Source organism: Mesorhizobium sp. M1163 (assembly GCF_040318415.1).
In the GTDB taxonomy this organism is placed as follows: Bacteria; Pseudomonadota; Alphaproteobacteria; order Rhizobiales; family Rhizobiaceae; genus Mesorhizobium.
Window position 1 is genome coordinate 171,576 of the sequence record NZ_JAMYMF010000003.1, and the last position, 24,138, is coordinate 195,713.

The 24,138-nt window shown below is 63.0% G+C and carries 23 protein-coding genes and 2 pseudogenes; 13 read left to right on the plus strand and 12 right to left on the minus strand.

Translation table 11 applies throughout. The features are described 5' to 3' along the window. The first annotated feature begins 111 nt into the window (after nucleotides 1-111). Both NKH43_RS04455 and NKH43_RS04460 read left to right on the plus strand, forming a co-directional pair. Nucleotides 112-774, plus strand: coding sequence for a haloacid dehalogenase type II (locus NKH43_RS04455; protein ID WP_352856780.1), 663 nt, complete (start codon nucleotides 112-114; stop codon nucleotides 772-774). Between the two features lie 174 nt (nucleotides 775-948). Continuing rightward, on the plus strand, nucleotides 949-1,773 hold the full coding sequence (locus tag NKH43_RS04460) for a L,D-transpeptidase (protein WP_352856192.1): 825 nt from the start codon (nucleotides 949-951) through the stop codon (nucleotides 1,771-1,773). A gap of 361 nt (nucleotides 1,774-2,134) precedes the next feature. On the opposite strand, the gene NKH43_RS04465 is transcribed toward NKH43_RS04460, so the two are convergent. From NKH43_RS04465 to NKH43_RS04500, 8 genes and pseudogenes are all read right to left on the minus strand, one after another. Further along, nucleotides 2,135-2,338, minus strand: a complete 204-nt coding sequence (locus NKH43_RS04465; protein WP_210003910.1) for a hypothetical protein — start codon at nucleotides 2,336-2,338, stop codon at nucleotides 2,135-2,137. Nucleotides 2,339-2,384: 46 nt separating this feature from the next. Further along, on the minus strand, nucleotides 2,385-2,543 hold the full coding sequence (locus NKH43_RS04470; RefSeq protein WP_352856783.1) for a YjiS-like domain-containing protein: 159 nt from the start codon (nucleotides 2,541-2,543) through the stop codon (nucleotides 2,385-2,387). Between the two features lie 133 nt (nucleotides 2,544-2,676). Continuing rightward, entirely contained in the window at nucleotides 2,677-2,991 is a 315-nt protein-coding gene (locus NKH43_RS04475; RefSeq protein WP_352856784.1) for a DUF4242 domain-containing protein, read from the minus strand. A 179-nt stretch (nucleotides 2,992-3,170) separates the two neighbouring features. Beyond that, on the minus strand, nucleotides 3,171-4,970 hold the full coding sequence (locus NKH43_RS04480) for a winged helix-turn-helix domain-containing protein (RefSeq protein WP_352856785.1): 1,800 nt from the start codon (nucleotides 4,968-4,970) through the stop codon (nucleotides 3,171-3,173). A gap of 229 nt (nucleotides 4,971-5,199) precedes the next feature. Then, a pseudogene (locus NKH43_RS04485) lies at nucleotides 5,200-5,609 on the minus strand (helicase HerA-like domain-containing protein); the annotation flags it as partial. Between the two features lie 30 nt (nucleotides 5,610-5,639). Beyond that, nucleotides 5,640-6,521, minus strand: a complete 882-nt coding sequence (locus tag NKH43_RS04490) for a pirin family protein (RefSeq protein WP_352856787.1) — start codon at nucleotides 6,519-6,521, stop codon at nucleotides 5,640-5,642. Further along, the gene (locus NKH43_RS04495) at nucleotides 6,518-6,916 is read right to left on the minus strand and encodes a DoxX family protein (protein ID WP_352588780.1); all 399 of its coding nucleotides are present in this window, start codon (nucleotides 6,914-6,916) and stop codon (nucleotides 6,518-6,520) included. Before NKH43_RS04495 ends, NKH43_RS04490 begins: the two co-directional genes overlap by 4 nt. 87 nt (nucleotides 6,917-7,003) lie before the next feature. Continuing rightward, on the minus strand, nucleotides 7,004-7,612 hold the full coding sequence (locus NKH43_RS04500; RefSeq protein WP_352856789.1) for an isochorismatase family protein: 609 nt from the start codon (nucleotides 7,610-7,612) through the stop codon (nucleotides 7,004-7,006). Between the two features lie 118 nt (nucleotides 7,613-7,730). On the opposite strand from NKH43_RS04500, the pseudogene NKH43_RS04505 reads away from it, so the two are divergent. Beyond that, nucleotides 7,731-8,607 (plus strand): annotated as a pseudogene (locus NKH43_RS04505) (LysR family transcriptional regulator). 188 nt (nucleotides 8,608-8,795) lie between these two features. Here the strand turns inward: NKH43_RS04505 and NKH43_RS04510 are convergent. Beyond that, complete coding sequence (locus NKH43_RS04510; protein WP_023718421.1) at nucleotides 8,796-10,328, minus strand: helicase HerA-like C-terminal domain-containing protein; 1,533 nt, start codon at nucleotides 10,326-10,328, stop codon at nucleotides 8,796-8,798. A 275-nt stretch (nucleotides 10,329-10,603) separates the two neighbouring features. On the opposite strand from NKH43_RS04510, the gene NKH43_RS04515 reads away from it, so the two are divergent. From NKH43_RS04515 to NKH43_RS04530, 4 genes are all read left to right on the plus strand, one after another. Beyond that, nucleotides 10,604-12,046 (plus strand): methylmalonyl-CoA mutase subunit beta, encoded by a 1,443-nt coding sequence (locus NKH43_RS04515; RefSeq protein ID WP_352856791.1) that lies wholly within the window; start codon nucleotides 10,604-10,606, stop codon nucleotides 12,044-12,046. Next, entirely contained in the window at nucleotides 12,043-14,166 is a 2,124-nt protein-coding gene (gene scpA, locus NKH43_RS04520; protein WP_352856793.1) for a methylmalonyl-CoA mutase, read from the plus strand. The genes NKH43_RS04515 and scpA overlap by 4 nt, the downstream gene beginning before the upstream one ends. Before the next feature lie 73 nt (nucleotides 14,167-14,239). Further along, a complete protein-coding gene (locus NKH43_RS04525; RefSeq protein WP_095496758.1) occupies nucleotides 14,240-14,461 on the plus strand; it encodes an AbrB/MazE/SpoVT family DNA-binding domain-containing protein in 222 nt (73 codons plus the stop codon). Continuing rightward, entirely contained in the window at nucleotides 14,458-14,847 is a 390-nt protein-coding gene (locus NKH43_RS04530) for a type II toxin-antitoxin system death-on-curing family toxin (protein ID WP_352856795.1), read from the plus strand. The genes NKH43_RS04525 and NKH43_RS04530 overlap by 4 nt, the downstream gene beginning before the upstream one ends. On the opposite strand, the gene NKH43_RS04535 is transcribed toward NKH43_RS04530, so the two are convergent. After that, nucleotides 14,844-15,317 carry a GreA/GreB family elongation factor gene (locus NKH43_RS04535; protein ID WP_352856797.1) on the minus strand — a complete coding sequence of 158 codons (474 nt, stop codon included), beginning with the start codon at nucleotides 15,315-15,317 and terminating at the stop codon, nucleotides 14,844-14,846. The genes NKH43_RS04530 and NKH43_RS04535 overlap by 4 nt on opposite strands. A 122-nt stretch (nucleotides 15,318-15,439) precedes the next feature. Between NKH43_RS04535 and NKH43_RS04540 the strand changes: the two genes are divergently transcribed. Then, nucleotides 15,440-16,816 (plus strand): TIGR03808 family TAT-translocated repetitive protein, encoded by a 1,377-nt coding sequence (locus NKH43_RS04540; protein ID WP_352856799.1) that lies wholly within the window; start codon nucleotides 15,440-15,442, stop codon nucleotides 16,814-16,816. Here NKH43_RS04540 and NKH43_RS04545 read toward each other — a convergent pair. Continuing rightward, nucleotides 16,809-17,813: an asparaginase gene (locus NKH43_RS04545; RefSeq protein ID WP_352856801.1), complete on the minus strand. Its 1,005-nt coding sequence runs from the start codon at nucleotides 17,811-17,813 to the stop codon at nucleotides 16,809-16,811. The genes NKH43_RS04540 and NKH43_RS04545 overlap by 8 nt on opposite strands. Before the next feature lie 130 nt (nucleotides 17,814-17,943). Continuing rightward, nucleotides 17,944-19,110: an acetyl-CoA acetyltransferase gene (locus NKH43_RS04550; protein ID WP_352483649.1), complete on the minus strand. Its 1,167-nt coding sequence runs from the start codon at nucleotides 19,108-19,110 to the stop codon at nucleotides 17,944-17,946. Here NKH43_RS04550 and NKH43_RS04555 point away from each other — a divergent pair. Genes NKH43_RS04555 through betA form a run of 5 tightly spaced genes read left to right on the plus strand, consistent with a single transcriptional unit; the run spans nucleotide 19,109 to nucleotide 24,111 of the window. Further along, nucleotides 19,109-19,288: a hypothetical protein gene (locus NKH43_RS04555; protein WP_352483650.1), complete on the plus strand. Its 180-nt coding sequence runs from the start codon at nucleotides 19,109-19,111 to the stop codon at nucleotides 19,286-19,288. The two genes, NKH43_RS04550 and NKH43_RS04555, sit on opposite strands and share 2 nt — an antisense overlap. A 43-nt stretch (nucleotides 19,289-19,331) precedes the next feature. Beyond that, nucleotides 19,332-19,922 (plus strand): choline-binding transcriptional repressor BetI, encoded by a 591-nt coding sequence (gene betI / locus NKH43_RS04560; RefSeq protein ID WP_023718431.1) that lies wholly within the window; start codon nucleotides 19,332-19,334, stop codon nucleotides 19,920-19,922. Further along, nucleotides 19,919-21,448, plus strand: a complete 1,530-nt coding sequence (gene betC / locus NKH43_RS04565; RefSeq protein ID WP_023718432.1) for a choline-sulfatase — start codon at nucleotides 19,919-19,921, stop codon at nucleotides 21,446-21,448. Before betI ends, betC begins: the two co-directional genes overlap by 4 nt. Next, a complete protein-coding gene (locus NKH43_RS04570) occupies nucleotides 21,448-22,455 on the plus strand; it encodes a threonine/serine dehydratase family protein (RefSeq protein WP_023718433.1) in 1,008 nt (335 codons plus the stop codon). Before betC ends, NKH43_RS04570 begins: the two co-directional genes overlap by 1 nt. Before the next feature lie 3 nt (nucleotides 22,456-22,458). After that, nucleotides 22,459-24,111, plus strand: a complete 1,653-nt coding sequence (betA, locus tag NKH43_RS04575) for a choline dehydrogenase (protein ID WP_352856804.1) — start codon at nucleotides 22,459-22,461, stop codon at nucleotides 24,109-24,111. Nucleotides 24,112-24,138 lie beyond the last annotated feature (27 nt).

Below are 24,138 nucleotides of genomic sequence, written 5' to 3' on the forward strand. Positions count from 1 at the left end.
ATGCTTTGGCGGCCGCCGTCAACCGGTTTGGCTGAGATTTGTTGAGGCCAGCGGGCTGGCGGACTGCAATCAGCGCTTGCGCCTTGCCTTGCGCAGCCTCAAAACTGTCGCATGCACCATGCAGCTTACGTTTTCGACGCCTATGGCACGCTGTTCGACGTGCATGCGGCCGTGCGCCGTCACGCCGACCAGATCGGGCCGGACGGCCAGTTGCTGTCCGATATCTGGCGCGCAAAGCAGCTGGAATATTCCTGGGTGCGGACGCTGATGGGGGCCTATGCCGATTTCTGGCAGCTCACCGAGCAGGCACTCGATTTCGCCCTGCGCAAGGTTCCGTCCGCCGATGCCGGGCTGAAGGCGAAGTTGCTCGAGGCCTATTGGCGGCTGGACTGCTATCCGGAGGTGCCGGCCGTGCTCAAGGCGCTCAAGGCATCGGGGGCAAGGCTGGCGATCCTGTCCAACGGTTCGCCTGAAATGCTGGAGGCGGCCGTCAAGTCCGCCGCGCTCGACCAGGTCCTGGACGACGTCTTTTCCGTCGACAGCGTCAGGCGCTTCAAGACCGACCCGTCGGTCTACGACATAGTCACCACGGGCTGGCGCCTCTATCCAGGCGCTGTCTCTTTCCAGTCCTCCAACCGCTGGGACGTTGCCGGCGCCACCAAATTCGGCTTCCGGACGGTGTGGATCAACCGCGCCAATCACCCAGAGGAATACCGGGATTTCCCACCGGCCCTGATCCTGCCGTCCCTTGAAGGTCTGGTTGCCGCGGTTTGACACCGGAAATGTTGCGTCGGCGCAACAGTGGCGATCCGGTCACAGCTTTGCCTTTGTTTGTCCACCCTGCGGCCAGAATTGGAACCGCCTATCGCGCCGAGCATTGCTCGAGCACCTGCGCACAACCGGACGCATTCATGCTTTGTTGCGATTTGAGACTTAAAAAAGGCAATCATGTTCACACCTCCATCGTCCTCTCTGCGCCTTAGCCGTCGCGGTTTCCTCAACGCCGCAGCCCTTGGCGCCGCCTCGGTCGCGGTCTCCAGTTGCACCACGCTGTCGCAACAGCCGGTCGAGCCACCGCCGCCGACCTATGTCGAGCCGGCGCTCGGCGACTATATGACGATGTATGGGCCGATGTCTGATGGCGGCTTCGAGCTGCCGGCGATACCGGTCGACAAAATCGACCCGCAGTTCCTGCGCCAGATCGTGGACGATCCGACCGGGCAGCAGCCGGGCACCATCGTCGTCGACACCACCAATCACTTCCTCTACTTGGTGCGCCCGGGCGGCCAGGCTATCCGCTACGGCGTCGGCCTCGGCCGCGCCGGCTTCGAATGGTCGGGCGATGCCGTGGTCCAATGGAAGCAGAAATGGCCGAAATGGACGCCGCCGGATGAAATGATCTCCCGGCAGCCGGAGTTGAAGCCGTACAGCGCCGATAATGGCGGCATGCCCGGCGGGCTCAAGAACCCGCTTGGCGCGCGGGCGCTCTATCTCTTCCAGGGCAACCAGGACACGCTCTACCGCTTGCACGGTTCGCCGGAATGGCGGTCGATCGGCAAGTCGGTGTCGTCGGGCTGTGTTCGCCTGATGAACCAGGACATTATCGATCTCTACGACCGTGTGCCGAACAAGACCCCGGTCGTGGTGACGGCCGATATCGGCCAGCCGATGGTGGCGACCGCAAACCGCAAAGCCATTCCGATCGACGCCGGCGTGCCGGAAGGATCGATCCTGCTCGGCCCGATAAAATCGATCACAAACTCGATCTTCTGAGCTGGTCGAAAGCGCGGGCGGGATCTTCCTCGCTCCTGGTGGTTTCCGGTTAGATAGCTGCCTGAGCCATCGGATTTGCGCTATGGCAATCTACCACCCGAACGCGACTCCGCGGTCAGCGTGCCAACGGCAGATCTGCGCCTCATGTCAGCCGCCGAGTATCACTTAACACTTGCCTGAAAGCAGATATCAGCTCAGCAAGGTCCGCACCGCAACTCAATGCCAATAACGGCACCGAGCAGCGCGCCGGCGGTGGCGACGATCGCGCTGCTTTCGTGATTTCGTGCCAAACGCCACTAGTAACTTGGAGCAGGCTGCAGCTGCATTCGACCCAACATTCAGCATGTCGACGAGCGTTGCTTCAGCTATAGCGAGACTTCAAAATGCGGCCAATCTGGACCAGATTCAGTAGCACAAAGAAGACATTCCAGCCGACGACGTTCATGAGCGGCGTCGGCTGGCTGTAGAAATACACGGCGAGGCAGATTGCGGCCGCTGTGGTGAGGATCCTCAACCGCAAAATATCCAAGGTGAAGTAGGCGACCACATACATGATGTTGGCCATGTTTATAAGAATTTCCATGTCTCTAGTTCCGTTTGATGGCGAGCACTCAGAAACGATCGTTTTTGAGGTGCTCTCGAACGGCGTAGGAGATCGCATCGCGGCGAATGCCTATATCCTTCAGGATATGGTCAGATAGTTCGTGCAAAGCCCTTTCGGCTCTGCGCGCCCTCAGCCCGATCGAAACGCGCTTTAGGTAGTGAAACATCGTTTTCTCCACTCGTCAGGAATCGCAGCGCCAAGGAATGCGGGCAGGCCGCTCTAAGCGCCGTTCTGTTCATTGCTTACTGGTTGGATGACGCTGCCTCACGTTGACCACGCGAGGCAGCGACTGGAGGTCGTCAGGCGGCCGCTGTCGAAATCGGATCGTTCCGAAGTATGACTGTGTCGGCAACCGCGTAGAATTCCTCCCCAGGCATGCCAACGCGCTTGGCGTGATCCCGGATGGCCTCACCATCTTTGGCCTCGTAGATGCAGAAGGTGCCGATGCGCCCATCGGGTTCATGCACAACGTAACTGCGGATCCAACTGACCGTGCCCGACATCTGCTCCTTGGCGACCTTTGCGGATTTCGCGCCGGCGGCTTCGAGTTCCTGCAGAGATGCCCACGCGCTCGGGCGACGGATGACAAAGAGGTTCATGATTTTCCCTTTCACTTTCGCGCCGACCCTTCGCCGACGCTGCTGATTGCCATGCGGTGTCTGCATGGCTGGGAAACAAATACGTCTTGGGGGGACTGATCGTCCTTATCCAGAGCTGATCTCTGGCTGATCTTTCCCGTCGTCGGCTGACAAACCTGATCGGCAGATAATCCGAGCAAGCAGGAGGGCAAGGGTCAAGCAGTCAGCGCTTGCATAGAACCGTCGACAGGCGACTGGCTATCTTGCGAAAGGCTATGGCGAAGCATTGCAACTTCCTCTTCCAATCGCTGCGATCCCAGGTGACGAGCCGATCTCTCGGCCGCAGTGATCTCCACCTTCGCCCCGCTAATGTCGCCCGAGTTCAGCAATGCCCTCGCTAGCTGTAGCCGAACCCTCGCCGCGTGATAATCAACGCCTGCGCTCGTCCAGAGTTGCCGGGCCAGTAGCAGAAGCCGATTTCCGTTCGGATCGCTTGGTTCGCAAAGCGCAGCCTTGGTTTCGGCTATCAATGCCTGCGTGGCCGGCTGCCGCCAGCGTTCTGGCTGTGCATCTATTTCAGCGAGATAGATTGATGCCTGGGCTGAGCGCCCACCGCGCGCCGCTATGCAGGCCGCGTTCACCAACAGGTTTCCGCGTCGCTGAAGATGGAACCACGACATCCCCTGTAAAGCCCGATCAAGTGCGGCTAGCGCACCGTCCAGATCGCCGGTTTCGAACAACAGCAGGGCATTGCCCGGCTCCGCATCCCAGCCGAGTGCATAGGCCTGATCGTAGTCGGCGCGCGCCGCTGCGAGATCGCCGATCATGGCGAAGATATCACCACGGACGCGAAAGCCTTCGCCAAGCGACCAGGATTCCTCCGCAGAAAGTTTGGGAAGCGCCTCGTTTATGCAGGTGAGCGCCTCAGGCAATATCTGCTGCGCTGCGACGACTTCAGCACGATGAAGGTCACAGGCTCCTGATGTTTGTGCAAAACTTGCAGTGCACCAGCTTTCAAAGCCTTCGCTCCACTGGCGAGCACGCGGCCAGTCGGCAAAAGTCCTGCAACTCCAGAGGATATTGCAGTAAACCAAGCTGCCGGTGATGGGGTCGACTTGACTCGACAACGCGATCGCCGCCGCATGGTTTTGCTGCTCGCTGCCCTCATCGATCTTGCCGAGGGCTAGATTGAAAAATCCCTTGTACGTCAGAGTCAGCGCTCGGAGGCCAGGATCTTCGCAATTTTCAGCTATCGCGTGAGCGGCTGACGCCAGTTGAAGCGCTTCCTCCGGGCGACCGCCCGACGATGCAAGGCGCGATCTCATCCAGAGCAGATATGATTGCGTACTATCGTCTTTCGATTGGGAAAGAAGGGATGCAGCACGTTCCAGCCATCCCTCTGCGACGGCATCTGATCCGCGCTCGGCCTGGATCTTTGCGAGTGTGACAGCGGATCTGGCGGCGCGAGCGAAGTCGGCGACCTCAACATGAGCCGCCACCGCGCGGGCCAGCACAGGGATCGCCTCGGTCGGCCGCCCGCCACATTCGACGACCAGAGCCCAAAGGTCGATATCCGCCGGAGAGAGAGCTTCAATATCTGCAAGATTGGCGAAGAGTTTTGCAGCCGCGCTCCAATCACGTGCCGCTGCCAGCCTGCGAGCCTCAGCAAGATCGTCGGCCCCTTGAAACGAGGCAGGCTGCAAATATCCCAGCCCCGGCTCATCGATGGCGAAGCGATAACCGTGGCGAACGTAGCTGTGTATCGCGTCCTGCAACCCCCCCGCTGCAAGCGCCTTGCGGGTGAGGCTGACTATGCGCTGAAGCGAAGCTTCAGTCACAATGACATCGGGCCAAAGAGCGTCCATCAGTTCGTCTTTGGGGACGACTCTGCCCGCGTTGCGGACCAGGTACACCAGCAAGTCAAAAACAAGCGGCTGGATTTTCTGCCCAACGCCGCTTAGCGAAAGCTTGCGAGCAGCTTCATCAAGTTCGAATTTTCCAAATGAGTGGTGCATCGCCTCCTTCCGGTGCAACAATCTACCTTATCAAGCTAAAACATGGGAGAGGCTTGATACGTGGGTGGCTTCATCTCGAACTCAAGTAGCCCGATCCTTGTGACCTGACCGTCCGCTCTCACCTGTCTAAGGCCAGAAGCCGTCCGTCCGCCAGCGGCCCATTTCGATCGTTCACTAATATGCATCGCCATGGCAGTTCATGGCGCGAAGCTGATATTCGCGCCCTGCCTCACCTGCCCCTAGACAGGCTACCCAGAATGCCCCGGACGATCGCCCGTCTGACCGACGAGCCAACCGAACGCACCACGGATTGGTCGCAGCCTCCGCCACCGTCTGGCGGTTGGAGGGGCGCGGCGCGCGGCGGCCGCCGGTCGGCTGGGGATCGTCATTGCCGAAGCCGGGAATAGTCCAGCGCGAGCGGCCTGCGTCCTGTTGCTGCGCCTGTGCCTCCTGGGCATCCCTGGCCTTTTTCTGCAGGATCTCGAAAGCCGATTCGCGATCGACGGTCTGGCCGTACTGTCCCGCAACCGGGCTCTCAGTGATCAGCTTGCGGCGCTCTTCGGGCGTGATCGGGCCAAGGCGCGAGGACGGCCGGTCGATCAGCGTCCGCTGCACCGTGGACGGCGCACCCTTGGCTTCGCCGGGACCAGCGCCTGCGATCGGCGGTTCCTAGCGGAGCACCGGCACCGGTCCACTACTGTGTGGCGGCGGTGGCCGTTCGCGCTCAATCAGTTCCTTATGCAAATCCATGATATGCCGTTCCCCGGCCTTCAGCGCCTCTGCCGAGGTGTGAACCGAGTAGTTCCCTAGATGGAGCGAATGCGGGTGCGGTGCGGCGCTACCAATCACCAGCTTTGCATCGACCTCACCAGTCGAGCGCATCTCGATGGCGCGGTCGCTGTCGTCGAATATTATCATCTCGCCCACCGACGCTGGCGCATCGAGCATAACCTCGCCGCTTGAAACCGCGAGCCATCCCGCGGTTTGGCCGGCGGGCGTTTCATACCGCCAGCTCTCGCCCGGCTTCAACGTCACGATGAGATAGTTGACGCCAGCCTGCGCGCGGACGGGGCTCTGCTGCCCGTCATAGCGCCCAATGATGAGACGGGCGGGGCCGACTTCCGGAATGGAAGCGGCTTCGAGATACTGGCTCTCGGCATCCGCAAGTTCGAGGTCGGCAGGAAGCGCCAGCCAGAGCTGAAAGCCCTGGAGTGCCTTGGAGTGGCCCGCTCCCAATTCCTTGCCGTGCCAGACGCCGCGGCCGGCACACATCCACTCGACACCGCCATAGCCGATATTGCCAGAGTTACCTTGGCCGTCATCGAAGCTCGCATCGCCTTCAGTGAAGACGGTCACAGTCGCAATGCCCGAATGTGGATGGAGGTCGAAGGGGCTCTTGCTGGAGTCCGCAAGCGAGAAGATGTCGAGAAAGACGAACGGCTTCAACAACTCGCCGAGGTCGCTCGGGCTCATGAGCCGGGTGACCGGCCCATGAACATGGCCGCGGGTACGATAAACGACCCGCCGCGAGGTGGTCACCGCCGCGCTCATGCCGACACCGGTTGCGTCAGCCCGAGCAACGCAAGAGTGCTGCCGCGATACGACCAGGCGATTACCAAGGACAGGGCCAGCAGCAACGCGGCAGGCGCGGGCGATCCCGGGACCACGGTGAGGTGGGAGATGATCGCGCCTATCATGGTCGCGGCGAGCACCAGGGCGGCAGGCCCGACAAACCGCGGGCTGAGCAGCAGGATTGCGCCGCCCACCTCGATCATACTGGTCGCGTAGCGGAACCACTGGCCCAGGCCGACATGGTCGAATACATCCACCATCATCTGCATGCCGATCAGCTTGAGGGTTCCGAAAAGGACGAAGGCAAAGGCGACGAGGCCGCGCAGGGCCCTCAAGATGATCCGCTGCCTGGCGGACATGCTATCGCTATTCATGGCTAGATCCTCTCGATAGGGAGAAAAGCGCCGCAAGCCGGGGGCGTGCGGCAAGGGATGAAAGCAGGACGGCTCGCCGCCCGTTGGTCACACGCTCACGAGCGCCTGGGCCTCGATGCTGTATTCCTTGAGCAACGTGCGCGCGGCGTTCGCGTGGGGTGTAGCCCAATCGCGGAACAGCTCGGTCACTAGCGCGAAGGCGGTATTGGGAACAGCGCCCGCGTGCGTCAGCCGATCAACCGCGGTCCGATGTGCGAGCTGCGACAGTCCGCCGACGGCATCGACGACGAACATGACGTCGTGACCGACCGCCAGTGCGTCGACCACCGGAAACGCAAGGCAGATCTCGGTGTACAGCGCGCCGAAGATGAGCCGCTTGCGGCCGGTCTTCGCGACAGCCTCGCGAAAGGCAACGTCCTCCCAGGCGTTCATCGACGTGCGGTCGATGATTTGGATGCCGGGCAGTTCGTCGAGGATGGATTGCCGCGTCGGATGATTGACGCCCATCTCGACGCCGACTGTTGACAGGATGATCGGGACCTTGAAGGCCTTGGCCGCCTTGATCATCAGCCGCACGTTGAGGTCGATGAGATTGGCCGGGGTCTCGGAACGGACGGTGTCGAACATCTCTTTCTGGTAGTCGATGAGTATCAGGACAGTGTCCTCGTGTTTCCAGACGCCTTGCTGCTTAGTCATGGCATTTCCTTTCATCAGCGCTGGGCTACCTGCCCGGCTCGTCAGTATCAATGCCGTAGCTGGTCGAGGGACGATAGCCGTGCTAGGCCAGCCACGCCGTCTCAAAAAGTGGAACGCCATGTTCGATCTGGAAGTGCTGAGTACCTTCGTTGAGGTGGCTGATGCTGGCGGGGTATCCGCGGCTGCGCGCCGGCTTGGATTGCCGAAGTCGATCGTCAGCCGGCGGCTCCAACGGCTGGAGCAGGATCTTGGCGCGCAGCTACGCGCAGCTACTTGTCCGCACGACGCGCGGCGCTGACCGAGGCAGGCGCCACCCTGCGCGAGCACGCCGTCCGCGCCATCTCCGAACTGGAGGCGGCCCGAGATTCGGTTTCGCCCGAAGGAGATGTGCGGGGCCGGTTGCGGATTGCGGCCCCGCTGAGCTTCGGCGTCACGCACCTTTGCTCCGTGCTGACCGAACTGGCCAGCCGTCACCCAAGGCTGCATGTCCATACAGCCTATAGCGACCGCTTCGTCGACCTTGTCGGTGAAGGCTTCGACGTCGGCATCCGCGTAGTATTCTGGCGGACTCAAACCTGATCGCACGGCGGATCGCACCCTTGCGCGGGACGTGCGTCGCCAGTCCCGCCTATCTTGCTAAACATGGAACTCCCATGACACCGGACGACCTCGCCCAGCACGAATGCCTCTTGCAGGGCAACGAGACGTGGCGCTTCGTCGTGAGCGGCAAGACGATCTCGATCAGTCCGCGCGGACGCTTCAAGGCGGACAACGGCACCGCACTGTTGACGGCTGCCTTGGGTGGGCTGGGCATTGCCGCGCTGCCCGACTTCCTTACCGACGTGCCGATCGCGGAGGGTAAGTTGAGACAAGTGATGGCGGATTATCCCTCGCCGGAGGCTGGGATCTACGTGGTGCGGCCACCTGGCGGGACCGCACCCAGAAAGGTGCGTGCGCTGATTGACATCCTCATCGAGTGGTTCGGCGCCCGTTGAGCGTAATCGCTGCGATGGGTGGTAAAACCTGACGTTCGCGCTATGCGTGATGCCGGCCCGTTCTGGTCGTTGAGAAATGCATGTCCGAACGGCTACTTCTGGCATAGCCGCCGTCGGTTGCCCTCCAAATTTTCTGCTGTGCTTGATGCCAAGACAGCATTTGTCAAACTCGGTGGTCCGATGCTCCCTCACCGCCCCCTGGCCAAACTCCCCAGAATACCCCGCACGATCGCCCGTCCGACCGACGAGCCGACCGAGCGCACCACGGATTTGATCGCCGCCTCCGCCACCGTCTGGCGGTTGGAAGGCCGCGGCGCGCGGCGGCCGCCAGCTGGCTGGGGATCGTCATTGCCGAAGCCGGGAATGGTCCAGCGCGAACGGCCGCTCTCCTGCTGCTGCGCTTGTGCCTCCTGGGCGTCCTTGGCCTTTTTTTGCAGCATCTCGAAAGCCGATTCGCGATCGACGGTCTGGTCGTACTGTCCCGAAACCGGGCTCTCAGTGATCAGCTTGCGGCGCTCTTCGGGCGTGATCGGGCCAAGCCGCGAGGATGGCGGGCGGATCAGCGTGCGCTGTACCATGGACGGCACGCCCTTGGCTTCCAGCGTGGAGACGAGTGCCTCGCCGGTGCCGAGTTGCGTGATCACGGTTGCACAGTCGAAATCGGGATTGGGCCTGAACGTCTCGGCCGCCGTCTTGACGGCCTTCTGTTCGCGCGGCGTATAGGCACGCAGTGCGTGCTGCACGCGGTTGCCCAACTGCGCCAGCACCGTTTCAGGGATATCCAGCGGATTTTGCGTGACGAAATAAACGCCGACGCCCTTCGAACGGATCAGCCGGACCACCTGTTCGACGCGGTCGATCAGCACCTTCGGCGCGTCGTCGAACAGAAGATGCGCCTCGTCGAAGAAGAAGACCAGCTTCGGCTTGTCCGGGTCGCCGACCTCGGGCAGTTCCTCGAACAGTTCCGACATCAGCCACAGAAGGAACGTCGCATAGAGCCGCGGATTCATCATCAGTTTGTCGGCGGCGAGCACGCTGATGGCGCCGCGTCCATCGCGCGTGGTGCGCATGATGTCGGCGATCCGCAATGCCGGCTCGCCGAAGAAATTGGCAGCGCCCTGCTGCTCCAGGACCAGCAGCGTGCGCTGGATCGCGCCGACCGAAGGTTTCGTCACATTGCCGTAGCGGGCGCCGATCTCTTCGGCGCGGTCGGCGATGTTGGCAAGCAGTGACTGCAGGTCCTTCAAGTCGAGCAGCAAAAGGCCTTCCTCGTCGGCGATGCGGAAGGCGATGTTCATAATGCCTTCCTGCGCCTCGGAGAGGTTCATCAGCCGCGACAGAAGCAGCGGCCCCATCTCCGAGATGGTGGCGCGGATCGGGTGACCCTGCTCGCCGAACAGATCCCAGAAGATGACCGGAAATTCCTGGAACTCATAGGGATCGAGCTTGACCTGCTCGGCCCGCTTGACCAGAAAATCCTGCGCTGTGCCCATCATGGCGATACCCGACAGATCGCCCTTGATGTCGGCGCAGAATACCGGCACGCCGGCATTGGAGAAACCCTCGGCCAATATCTGCAGGGTCACCGTCTTGCCGGTGCCGGTCGCGCCGGTGACCAGGCCGTGACGATTGCCATATTGCAGCAAAAGCCGTTCCGGCCGCTGATAGCTGTCGTCCGGCTTGCGGCTGGCTCCCATGAAGATACTGGTGTCGTCGGCCATGTGTCCGGTCTCCGCAAACCTATAGGTTGAATGCCCTGATCCCCTTGAAGAAAAGGGAGGCCCGCCGCAGGTATAGTGAGGCCATTGCGCAGCGACAATGGGCATCGTCGAAAATGGCTTTTGGAGCTTGCGGAACCTGCCCATGTTTGGCAATCGGTTGACGGTCACCGTCACGGAAGGCGAGTTGCACGGCATGTGTGCTGCATTGTGATATGGGACCGGGGACCGTAGACTGACATAGTAGGCTGACACGGCCACTAGAACGAGGAGAACGGATGGGCGCCGGTGCCTTGACCCATGATGCCGACCTTCCGAACGCCGACCGGCAACGATGGCTGGCGCTGGCGGAGAAAGCGCTGGCCGGCGGTTCCTTCGAGGAAAAGCTCGTCTCGCATACGGACGACGCCATCCGCATCGAGCCGCTCTACGAGCGTTCGGTCACCGCCGAGCCTGTCGTGCGCGCCATCCCGGGATCACCGTGGATCGTCAGCCAGCGTATCGACGATCCGGACATAGTCCGCGCCAGGGCACAGGCGCTGGAGGACGTCGCGCAGGGTGCTACCGGACTGTCGCTTGTCTTCGAAGGCGCGCCGAACGCCTTCGGCTATGGCTTGCCGAGGACGGCCGAGGCGCTGGAGAGCGTGCTCGACGGCGTGCCGCTCAACCGCATCCAGATCCGCATCGATGCCCATCCCTGGAGCCGTGCCGTGGCCGACTGGCTGGTGGCGTTCTTGACCAAGCGCCGCTCCGACCCGGCAAAGCTCAACCTCTCCTTCGGTATCGATCCGGCGGCGATCTTTGCCGGGACCGGCAGGCTGCGCATGTCGATCGAGGCTTTGCAGGCATCGATGCCGCAGTCGCTGGCGCATTTCTTTTCGATGGGAGTACCCGGCGTGCTGCTGGAAGCCGACGGGCGGGTGTTCCACAATGCCGGCGCCACCGAAGCGCAGGAGCTTGGCACCATGCTCGCCTCGGCAGTCTCCTATTTGAAGCTTTTCGAGAAGGCGCGCCAGCCGCTCGTCTACGCAGCGCCGCATATCGGTTTTGCGCTCAGCGTCGACCAGGACCAGTTCGTGTCGACGGCCAAGGTCAGGGCGTTGCGGAGACTGTGGGCGCGTGTCCAGGAGGCCTGCTCGATACCGCCCTCCACCGCCAGCATCCATGCCGAAACCTCCTTCAGGATGATGACGGCGGCCGACCCGGAAACCAACATCCTGCGCACCACCATCGCCGCTTTTGCCGCTGCCGCCGGCGGAGCGGATTCGATCGCCATCCTGCCGCATACCATCGCGCACGGCCTGCCCGCGGGTTTTGCCCGCCGCGTTGCCCGCAACGCGCAACTGATCATGGCCAATGAAAGCCACATCGACCACGTCGCCGATCCGGCTTGCGGTTCGGGCGCCGTCGAAGCCCTGACTGCGGAGCTCTGCGCGGCGGCCTGGCAGGAGTTCCAGCAGATCGAGGCGGAAGGCGGCGTGCTGACCAGCCTCGAACAAGGCCACGTCCAGAGACGCGTGCAGGCAGCTTCCGCCCGCCGCAACGCTGCCTACCAGGCGGGCGAACGGGCGATCGTCGGCACGACGCTGCACCCGTCGAAAACCGAGCGTCCGGTCGAGACGCTGGCGGCGGAGCGGCGGCCAGCCTTCACCGAAGGCGTTGCGGTGTGCGAGCCGCTGTTTCCGATCCGCATCGATCAGTCGATCGGAGCCGTACCATGATCCCCGATTTCAGCCAGATCGGCTGGTCGCCGCCACGGCGGGCGCCGGTCGAGGTCAAAGGCCAGCGGATGACGCCGGAAGGCATCGCCGTCAAGCATCTCTACAACCAGGGCGATCTCAAGGGCTTGCCGCATCTCGATACCTATCCGGGCCTGCCGCCCTTCGTGCGCGGCCCCTATCCGACGATGTATGTCCAGCAACCCTGGACGATCCGGCAATATGCCGGCTTCTCGACGGCCGAAGAGTCCAACGCCTTCTACCGGCGCAACCTTGCCGCCGGCCAGAAAGGCCTGTCGGTCGCCTTCGATCTCGCCACGCATCGCGGCTACGACAGTGACCATCCGCGCGTCGCCGGCGATGTCGGAATGGCCGGCGTCGCCATCGATTCCATTCTCGACATGCGCCAGCTGTTCGAGGGCATCCCGCTTAACGAGATGACGGTATCGATGACGATGAACGGCGCGGTGCTGCCGATCATGGCGCTCTATATCGTGGCGGCGGAGGAACAGGGCGTCGCGCAGAAGGACCTCACTGGGACCATTCAGAACGACATCCTGAAAGAGTTCATGGTGCGCAACACCTACATCTATCCGCCCAAACCTTCGATGCGGATCGTGTCGGACATTTTTTCCTACACGTCGACGCATATGCCGAAGTTCAATTCGATCTCGATCTCCGGCTACCACCTGCAGGAGGCGGGAGCGACGGCGGACCTCGAGCTCGCCTACACGATTGCCGACGGTATCGAATATGCCCGCGCCGGCGTCGCGGCCGGCCTCGACATCGACCGTTTCGCGCCGCGCCTCTCGTTTTTCTGGGCGATCGGCATGAATTTCTTCATGGAAGTCGCGAAGCTGAGAGCAGCGCGCCTTTTGTGGGCCAGCCTGATGCTGAAGAACTTTTCGCCGAAGGACGAGCGCTCGCTGTCGCTGCGCACCCATTGCCAGACTTCGGGCTGGTCGCTGACGGCGCAGGACCCCTACAACAACATCATCCGCACCATGATAGAGGCGATGGCGGCGACTCAAGGCCACACGCAGTCGCTGCACACCAATTCCTTCGACGAGGCAATGGCGCTGCCGACCGATCATTCGGCCCGCATCGCCCGCAACACACAGCTCATCCTGCAGAAGGAATCCGGCACGACCCGGAGCATCGACCCGTGGGGCGGCTCTGCCTATGTCGAGCGGCTGACGCATGATCTGGCGGCGCGCGCGCTCGCCCATATCGAGGAGGTCGAGAGCCTCGGGGGCATGGCCGCGGCGATCGAAAAGGGCCTACCGAAGCTGCGCATCGAAGAGGCTGCCGCGCGCACCCAGGCGCGCATCGATTCCGGCGAACAGATCGTGGTCGGCGTCAATGCCCACCGTCCCGGCACGGACATCGAAGTCGACGTGCTGAGGATCGACAACGCGGAAGTCAGGGCGCGGCAATTGTCGAAGCTGCAGCGGCTGAAAGGCACGCGTGACGTCGCCGCCGTCGAGAGCGCGCTCGATGCGCTCACCCGTGCTGCCGGGAGTAACGAAAACCTGCTGGAATTCGCCATCCGGGCGGCGCGCGCCAATGCCACGGTCGGCGAGATTTCGCTGGCGCTGGAAAAGGTCTTCGGCCGCCATGTCGCCTCGGTGCAGACGATCTCCGGCGTCTATCGCAACGCGCTTGGCGACAATCCGGTGGTCGACCGGTTGCAGGACAAGGTCGTAGCGTTCGAGGAGAAGTCCGGCGGCAAGCCGCGTATTCTGGTCGCCAAGATGGGGCAAGACGGCCATGATCGCGGCCAGAAAGTGATCGCCACCGCCTTTGCCGATCTCGGCTTCGACGTCACCGTTGGGCCGATGTTCCAGACGCCGGACGAGATCGCCAAGCTGGCGGTCGAGCATGACGTGCACATCGTCGGCGCCTCGTCGTTGGCGGCAGGCCATTTGACGCTCATTCCCGAACTCAAACAGGCGCTGAAGAAGCTCGGCCGCGACGACATGCTGATCGTCGCCGGCGGCGTCATTCCACCGAAGGATTACGATGCAGTCCGGCAGGCAGGCGCAGCGGAGATCTTCCCGCCCGGCACGGTCATCCCGGAAGCGGCGGAGCGGCTGATGGACCGGCTGCTGCAGGCGGGCTGACGCTTTGTTATAATGCCCGTTGCAACGACCGACACGCTGAGTTATAATCAGCGTTGCAACAGGATGTCTCACCATGAACACGACCATTCGCAAGATCGGCAATTCCGAAGGCGTGATCCTACCGAGGGAGCTTCTCGATCGTCTGAACCTGAAGGCCGGCGACCAGCTTCAAATCGTTGAAACAGGTGACGGTCTTGCGCTGAAGCCGGTGGACGACAGCTTCGAGCGGCAAATGAAAGCTGCCCGCGAGGTCATGGACAAATACAAGGTCGCGCTTCAGAAGCTCGCCGAATGAGCTGGGAGTTTCTGACGCGGCGTGCAGTCGAAGCGATGCACGCCGAGCAGTTGCGCCGACACGGCGGAGCACAAGGCTTGAGGGATGAAAATGCCATTGAATCGGCGCTCGCCCGTGCGGAGAACAAAGCCAACTACGGAGACCCGTCGGTTGAAGAACTCGCCGCCGTCTATGTCTTCGGCATCGCCCGAAATCATGCCTTTGTCGACGGCAACAAACGCACCGCCATTGTCGCTGCCGGCGCATTTCTGATTGTGAATGGTTATGCCCTGTCGGCCAATGACGGCATGCTTTACGAATTCGTCATGGGCGCCGCCGCCGGTGAAATCGACGAGGCCGGTGCCGCGGCGTTCTTCCGCGATCATGTCGTCAAGCTCGAAGACTAACTATCGGAGAGCTTGACGATCTCCCATTCCTTGCCATTGACCACGGCAACTTCGCCGACCTTCTTGCCGAACAGGGCCATCGCCATCGGCGACATATGGGAAATTGTCCCCTTGGCCGGATTGGCTTCGTCCTCGCCGACGATCTTCCAGTGCACCTTCTTGCCGTCGTCGCTTTCCAGTGTGACGCCCATGCCGAAGCGAACCATGTCGCTGCCCGGTTCCGGCACGGAAAGCTCGGCGCTTTCCCGCCGCGCCGTCCAATAGCGAAGATCGCGCGAGACCAGCGCGATGCGCTCCCGGTCGGCCCTCTTCTCGGCTCTGCCCAGTTCGTCGCGCAGAGCGGCCACCTCCGCATCGATCAGCGCCAGGCCGTGTTCCGTCACCAGATTGCGGTGATGGCTGATCGGCCGCTCGCCGATGCCGGCAATGGCGTTTTCGCTGTCTTCCTCGCGGGTGAAGGCCCTGCTCATCCGATGAACTTAGGCCCGGCGCGACGACTCCACAAGCCATAGCCGGCAAACCCGACCTCGGGGCCGATCCCGTCTGGCACGAATCCTGCCGCGTGAGCGTTGGACGCAAGGGATCTGTGCCGATGTTGAACAGAAGAACGCTGCTTACGCAGACCGCCGGCTTTGCCGTCATGGGGCTTTCGCTCGGCAAGGCAGCGGCGGAAAACCTGCACGGCATCGACAAAGCCGCGATGCGCGGGGCGATCAATGCGACCGATCTCGGCGTCCGGCCCGGCGCGCTTGAGGACCAGAGCAAGGCTTTCACCAAGCTGCTGCGCGAAGCGCACGTTCGCGACATGCCGGTGTTCCTGCCGCCGGGGACCTATATCGTTTCCAACCTGTCGCTGCCCGGCCGCGTGCGCCTGTCCGGCGTGGCGGGCGCATCGCGGATCGTCTATGGCGGCAACGGCCATCTCATCATGGCGGAACAGGCCGAGCATATCGTACTCAGTGGACTGGTGTTCGACGGCAGCAACCACTGGATGGGCGATTATACGCAAGGCCTGCTCGATCTGCACCGCATCGCCCATCTCGTCGTCGACAATTGCCAGCTTACCGGCAGCGGCAAGAACGGTCTGGCGCTCGAACACGCCTCGGGCCGTATCGAACGCTCGGAGATATCCGATGCGGCCGATGCCGGCATCTATTCGGTCGAGGCCGATGGCCTGGAAATATCAGGCAATAGCGTCTCCGACTGCGCCAATGGCGGCATTCTGGTGCACCGCTGGCAGGCGGCGGAAGATGGTACCATCGTCAGCGGCAACCGCGTCGAACGCATCCAGGCGCGCAGCGGCGGAACCGGCCAGAACGGCAACGGCATCAATGCCTTCCGCGCCGGCAATGTCATCATCTCCGGCAATATTGTTTCGGATTGCGCGTTTTCGGCTATCCGCGCCAACAGTGCCAGCAATTTGCAGATCACCGGCAACACCTGCTCGCGCTCGGGCGAAACAGCCGTGTATTCCGAATTCTCATTCGAAGGCGCCATCATCAGCAACAACATCGTCGATAGTGCTGCGAACGGTATTTCGATCGTCAATTTCAACGAAGGCGGCCGCATGGGGGTCTGCTCCGGCAACATCGTCCGCAACCTGTCGACCAGCGGCCCCTACCCTGCCGATGCGCCCGGCTTCGGCGTCGGCATCAGCGTCGAGGCAGACACCACCGTTTCCGGCAATGTCGTTGAGAATGCGCCGCTCTACGGCATGCAGATCGGCTGGGGACCGTTCATGCGCAATGTGGTCGCCACGGGAAACGTCATCCGCAAGGCCGGAACCGGCATCGTCGTCACCGTGGTCGAAGGTGCCGGAACGGCAATCATTTCCGACAATGTCATCGACGGGGTCCAGAAGGGCGCGATCGTCGGCCAGCGCTGGGCCGAGCCGGTGACCGGCGACCTCGCCGCGTCAGGCAATGCCGGCTATGCGCATTTGACCGTCGAGCGCAATCACGTCAGTTGAGGGCGGCGGTGGGCCGGAGCGCGCCGACTTTGGCGCCGATCCGGCTTTCGATAGGCGGATTTGCCTGTTCGATCAGCTTTCCCGCCAGCGGCTGGTCTGCGTGCAAAAGCTTTGACAGCACGACCGCGAGCATGACTTCAGTTGCGCGGCCGGCGCCGTCGTCGCATTTCAGCGCGATGCCAAGGCCAAGCTCTGGAAGGGCGGCACAATGGACGCCCTCGGCGCCCCCCTTGGCAAAGATCCGGCCGGGCGCGGCCTCCATCATCGCGACGTCGGACCTGCCAGTGCCGGCGACGAAAAACGGCTCAGCCATGCAGGCGGAAAGCAGCCGCTTCGCCGCCCGGGCGCGCACCGGCTCGAAGCTGGCGCCTGTCGCCATGCGGGCAAAGCCAAGCGCAAAGCTGCGCAGCGGCACGGCATAGGTCGGAATCGAGCAGCCGTCAGTGCCACGGTGATCGGCGTCATGGGCAGCACCGGTCACCGCCTGCATCGCTTCGCGCACCATCTCCTGCGAAGCATGGCCAGCCTTGACGTAACCGCGATGGGCGATGCCGCTGTGAACGCAGGTGCATAGGAAGCCTGAGTGCTTGCCGGAACAATTGTTGTACAGCGCGTTCGGCACGCTGCCGGCGCGGGCAAGCGCCAGCGTCGCCCCATGGCTCGACGGCCAATGCGCGCCGCATTCGAGTGCCGTCTCGTCCAGGCCGGCCTTCGCCAGCATAGCCCTCGCGAGCTCGACATGTGGCGGCTCGCCGGAATGCGAGGCGCAGGCCAGTGCCAGCTCCCGGTCACCGAAGCCGTAGGCATCGGCAGCGCCGCTCTCGACCAGCGGCAACGCCTGGATCGCCTTGACCGCCGAACGCGGGAACACCGGTTGTGCCGTGTCGCCGATCTCCCAAACAGGCTTGCCGTCGGCGTCGAAGACGGCAACAGCGCCGCGATGCGCGCTCTCGACGATAGCGCCGCGCAAAACTTCGACCAGAACCGGATTTGTCATGAATTCCCCGCTAGCGCATGATCTCGAAACTCGGAATCAATTTTCGAAAAGGATCATGCGCAAAATCAAAGCGATATAGCGCCCTTTTGCGCGCGCGAAGCGGCGCGCGCGCTGTAATGCGGGGCCGCTTTTATCTGATCCGGTCGAGAATGGAAACGTAGTTGGCGACCGCCGCGCCGCCCATGTTGAAGATGCCGCCGAGCTTTGCTCCCGGCACCTGGATGCCGCCCGCCTCGCCGACGAGTTGCATGGCGGTAAGCACATGCATCGATACGCCGGTGGCACCGATCGGGTGGCCCTTGGCCTTCAGCCCGCCGGACGGATTGACCGGCAGCCTTCCGTCTTTCGCCGTATCGCCATCCAAGGCCAGCTTGGCGCCCTCGCCCGGCTTGGCCAGGCCCATCGCCTCATACTCGATCAGCTCGGCGATGGTGAAACAGTCATGCGTCTCGACGAAGGACAGGTCGCCGAGCGTCACGCCGGCCTGCTTCAGCGCCTGATTCCAGGCCTGCTCGCAACCTTCGAACGCGAGGATGTCGCGCTTCGACATCGGCAGGAAATCCTGCACATGCTCATTGGCGCGGAATGCGACGGCGCGGCGCATCTTCAGCGCCGTCGCCGTGTCGGCGAGGACAAGGGCGGCGGCGCCGTCCGAAACCAGCGAGCAGTCTGTGCGCTTCAGCGGACCGGCGACGAAGGGGTTTTTTTCGCTTTCCTGCCGGCAGAACTCGTAGCCGAAATCCTTGCGCATCTGCGCGTAGGGATTGTCGACGCCGTTCTTATGGTTCTTGGCGGCGATCATCGCCAGCGCATCCGACTGGTCGCCGTAGCGCTGGAAATAGGCTTGAGCGATCTTGCCGAAGACGCCAGCGAAGCCTGCCGGCGTGTCACCATCCTCCGGCAGATACGAGGCCTTGAGCAGGTTCTTGCCGATCTCAGGACCGGGCGTCGTCGTCATCTGCTCGGCGCCGACCACCAGCACGATACGGGCGGCATTTGCGTCGATGGCGCGGATGCCTTGCCTGACCGCCGCCGAGCCGGTGGCGCAGGCGTTCTCGACGCGGGTCGCCGGCTTGAAGCGCAGCCGGTCGTCTGCCTGGAGGACCAGGCTCGCGGTGAAATCCTGGGCGGAAAACCCGGCGTTGAAGTGGCCGAGCACGATCTCGTCGACGTCATCTGGACCGATGCCGGCATGATCGAGCGCCTCGACCGCCACCTTGGTGATCAGGCCCTCCAGCGTCTCGCCTTCGAGCTTGCCGAAGCGCGAATGCGCCCAACCGACGATGCATGCTGTCATGGCGATCTCCATCCTGCAGGCCCGGCTGCGCGATGTCGCGGCCGCTCGGCATTGTTCAAGGATGAACCGTTCCGCCGGTTTCGTGAAGGGGCCAGAACCGCACAATCGCTTGATCTTGATATCTGGTCATAACGCCTGGCATTTGCCAGCAAATCAGGCTGAATTTTTTGTTGATTGATGCGTCAATAAAAAATAAACTTACCCAACAGGCCGGAGCAAGAATGCCGAAACTCGGAATGGAGCCGTTGCGCCGCAAGGCGCTCATCGACGCAACGATCTCGGCGATCGGCGAGCGCGGTTCGCTTGATGTCACGATGTCGGAAATCGCCGGGCGCGCCGGCGTGTCCTCGGCGCTTGCCCACCATTATTTCGGCGCCAAGGACGAATTGCTGTTGGCGACGATGCGGCACATCCTGAGCGGGCTCACCGCCGATACGCGGCGCGCGCTTCGCACGGCCGGCACGGCGCGCCAGCGCGTCTCGGCAGTGGTCGCGGTCAATTTCTCCGACGTCCAGTTCCAGCCGGAAACGATCGCCGCCTGGCTCGCCTTCTATGTCGAGGCGCAGAAATCGGCAGCACTTCGCCGGCTGCTCAAGGTCTATGCACGGCGGCTGCATTCCAATCTGCTTAGCGGGCTGACCGGTATCCTGCCGAGAAGCGAGGCCGACCGGGTTGCCGAAGCGACGGCGGCGCTGATCGACGGGCTCTATATCAGGCGCGCGCTGAAGGACGGCGTGCCCGATGCCGCGACCGCGATCGCACTGGTTGAGGACTATCTCGAAATGAAGCTTAGCGGACGGCAGAAGCAGTGACATCCAAGCGACCCAACATCCTGATCGTCATGGTCGATCAGCTCAACGGAACGCTGTTTCCAGACGGGCCGGCAGACTTCCTGCACGCGCCACATCTGAAGGCGCTCGCCGCGCGTTCGGCGCGTTTTTGCAACAACTACACCGCCTCGCCGCTCTGCGCGCCGGGCCGCGCCGCATTCATGAGCGGCCAATTGCCGTCACGCACCGGGGTCTATGACAACGCCGCCGAATTCACCTCGTCGATCCCGACCTTTGCCCATCATCTGCGCGCCGCCGGCTATCACACCTGCCTCTCTGGCAAGATGCATTTCGTCGGGCCGGACCAGTTGCACGGCTTCGAGGAACGGCTGACCACCGACATCTATCCGGCCGATTTCGGCTGGACGCCGGACTATCGCAAGCCCGGCGAGCGGATCGACTGGTGGTATCACAATCTGGGCTCAGTGAGCGGTGCCGGAACTGCCGAAATCACCAACCAGCTGGAGTATGACGACGAGGTCGCCTTCCATGCGGTGCAGAAGCTCTACGATCTTGCCCGCGTCTCCGACGACGTCGCACATCGGCCCTGGTGCTTGACGGTTTCCTTCACCCATCCGCACGATCCCTACGTCGCACGGCGGCGCTACTGGGACCTCTACGAGGATTGCCCGGCGCTCGAGCCCGAGATCGGCTTCATTCCCTACGACAGGCAGGACCCGCATTCGCAGCGGCTCTACCGCGCCAGCGACTATGATAGCTTTGACATCACCGCGGAGCAGATCCGCCGCGCGCGGCGCGGCTATTTCGCCAATATCTCCTATCTCGACGACAAGCTCGGCGAGTTGCTGTCGGTGCTCGAGCGCACGCACATGCTCGACGACACGGTCATCCTGTTCTGCTCGGACCACGGCGACATGCTCGGCGAGCGCGGCCTGTGGTTCAAGATGTGCTTCTTCGAAGGTTCGGCGCGGGTGCCGCTGATGATCGCCGGCAAGAGCATACGCACCGGGCTGATCGACACGCCGGTCTCCAACCTCGACGTGACGCCGACGCTTTGCGATCTCGCCGGCATCGACATCAGCGCGATTGCGCCGTGGACCGACGGCCAGTCGCTACTGCCGCTGCTGAACGGAAGGAAACGCTCCGCGCCGGTGCTGATGGAATATGCAGCCGAAGGCTCGAACGCGCCGATGGTGGCGATGCGCGAGGGCCGCTACAAATTCATCCATTGCGAGATCGATCCGCCGCAACTGTTTGATCTTGAATCGGATCCGCTGGAATTGACCAACCTCGCCGCCGATCCGGCCAATGCGGCTTTGGTCGCGGCTTTCACCGGCAAGGTGCGGGAGCGCTGGGACATGGCGGCGTTCGATGCCGCGGTGCGTGCCAGCCAGGCACGCCGCTGGGTGGTCTACCCGGCGCTGCGCAACGGCACCCACTACCCTTGGGAATTCCAGCCGCTGCAGAAAGCATCGGAGCGCTACATGCGCAATCACATGAACCTCGACCTGCTCGAAGAGCAGAAGCGCTTTCCGCGAGGCAAATGATGGCAGACAGTCTCGTCCCCTCGCTCGACCATCTCAGGCAGGCCTATGCCGCCACCTCCAAGGCGACGCAGATCACGCCGCTGCTGGAATCGGCGGCACTCGCCCGCGAGACCGGCGCCGCCCGCTTCTTCGTCAAGGCCGAGTCGCTGCAATGGGCAGGATCGTTCAAGGTGCGCGGCGCCTACTGGCGGCTGAAGCGGCTGTCGCCTGACGAAGCCAAAAAGGGCGTCGTCGCCTATTCCTCCGGCAATTTCGCGCAAGGGCTGGCGGCGGCGGGCCAGGCGCTCGGCATTCCTGTCACCATCGTCATGCCGATCGACGCGCCGGCCGCCAAGCGCGACGCCACATCGGGCTACGGCGCGCACGTCGTGCTGACCGACCATGGCGAGCGCGCGCGTGAGGAAGTCGCTGCCGCCAGGGCGCGCGAGATCGCCGCGAGCGAAGGCCTGGCGCTGCTGCACCCGTTCGACGATCCGGAGATCGTCGCCGGCCAGGCCGGTGCCGGGCTGGAGGCACTCGACCAGCTCGCCGCCAGGCAAACCGAGGCCGATCTCTTGTTCTGCTCGGTCGGCGGCGGCGGCCTGATCGGCGGTGTTTCGCTGGCCTTCCACTACCTGTCGCCAGCCACGAAGATCATCGGCGTCGAGCCGGAAGGTTTTGACGGCATGGGCTCGTCGCTGGCACATGGCGCCATCGAAACCATGCCGATCGGGCCGAAATCGATCTGCGACGGGCTGATGTCGCGGCGGCCTGGCGACGCGCCGTTCGCAGCGGTGAAGACCGCCGGCGTTCGCGGCGTCACCGTCGACGATGCTTCGGTGCGGCGCGCTATGCGGATCGCCTTCGAGCGGCTGAAGCTGGTGCTCGAGCCTTCGGGCGCTGCTTCACTCGCGGCGTTGCTCGGCGGCAAGGTCGACGTGACCGGCAAGACCGTTCTCGTAGTGGCAACCGGCGGCAACGTCTCGCTGGCCGATTTCATTGCGCATATGAACCATGGGCGCGCATGAACCATGCTTGAAGCGGATTTCGTCATCATCGGCTCCGGCTCGGCCGGCTCGGCCATGGCCTACCGGCTGTCGGAGGACGGCAAGCATTCGGTGATCGTCATCGAATATGGCGGCAGCGATATCGGGCCGCTGATCCAGATGCCGTCGGCGCTGTCGATCCCGCTCAACATGAGCCTCTACGACTGGGGCTTTGCCAGCGAGCCGGAGCCGCATCTCGGCGGCCGCGTGCTGGCAACGCCTCGCGGCAAGGTCATCGGCGGCTCATCCTCGATCAACGGCATGGTCTATGTGCGCGGCCATGCCCGCGACTTCGACCATTGGGCCGAACAGGGCGCGGCCGGCTGGGGCTTCGCAGACGTGCTCCCGTACTTCAAGCGAATGGAGGACAGCAATGGCGGCGAGAATGGCTGGCGCGGCCATGGCGGCCCGCTGACTGTGCAGCGCGGCTCGCGGACCAATCCACTCTACGGCGCCTTTGTCGAGGCAGGCCGTCAGGCCGGTTTCGAGCTAACCGATGATTACAATGGCGCGAAGCAGGAAGGTTTTGGGCCGATGGAGCAGACCATTCGTGGCGGTCGCCGCTGGTCGGCGGCGAGCGCCTATCTCAGGCCGGCACTCAGGCGGAAAAATGTCAGCTTGGTCAAGGGGTTCGCCCGACGGGTAATCATCGAGAATCAACGCGCCACCGGAGTCGAGATCGAAGCGCGCAAGCGGATTCAGGTGATCAGAGCGCGGCGTGAGGTGATCGTTGCCGCGTCCTCGATCAACTCGCCCAAGATCCTGATGCTGTCCGGCATCGGCCCCGGCCAGCACCTCAAAGAGAACGGCATTCCGGTGATTGTCGACCGGCCCGGCGTCGGCCGCAATCTGCAGGACCACATGGAACTCTACATCCAGCAGGAATCGACAAAGCCGATCACGCTGAACTCCATCTTGAACCCGTTCTCGAAGGCATTGATCGGCGCGCAGTGGCTGTTCTTCAAGTCCGGCCTCGGCGCCACCAATCATTTCGAGGCGGCCGCCTTTGTGCGCTCGCGCGCCGGCGTCGATTATCCCGATATCCAGTATCACTTCATACCGGCAGCAGTCCGCTATGACGGCAAGGCGGCGGCGAAGGCGCATGGCTTCCAGGCGCATGTCGGGCCGATGCGGTCGAAGTCGCGCGGTTCGGTCACGCTGCGCTCGCCCGATCCCAAATCGAAGCCGGTGATCCGCTTCAACTACATGTCGCATCCGGACGACTGGACGGAGTTCCGCCACTGCATCCGGCTGACCCGTGAGATCTTCGGGCAAGCGGCCTTCGATCCTTACCGCGGCAAGGAACTGTCGCCGGGTTCGCACGTACAATCGGACGACGAGCTCGACGCCTTCATCCGCGACCACGCCGAAAGCGCCTATCACCCTTGCGGCACCTGCAAGATGGGCCGTGCCGACGATGCGATGAGCGTCGTCGATCCGGAATGCCGCGTCATCGGCCTCGAAGGGCTGCGGGTCGCCGATTCCTCGATCTTCCCGCGCGTCACCAATGGCAATCTCAACGCGCCGTCGATCATGACCGGCGAGAAGGCCGCCGACCACGTTCTCGGGCGCTCGCCGCTGGCGCCGTCCAACCAGGAACCATGGATCAATCCGCGCTGGCAGGCGTCGGACAGATAGGCCATGATCCGGCGGACGCACATTCCG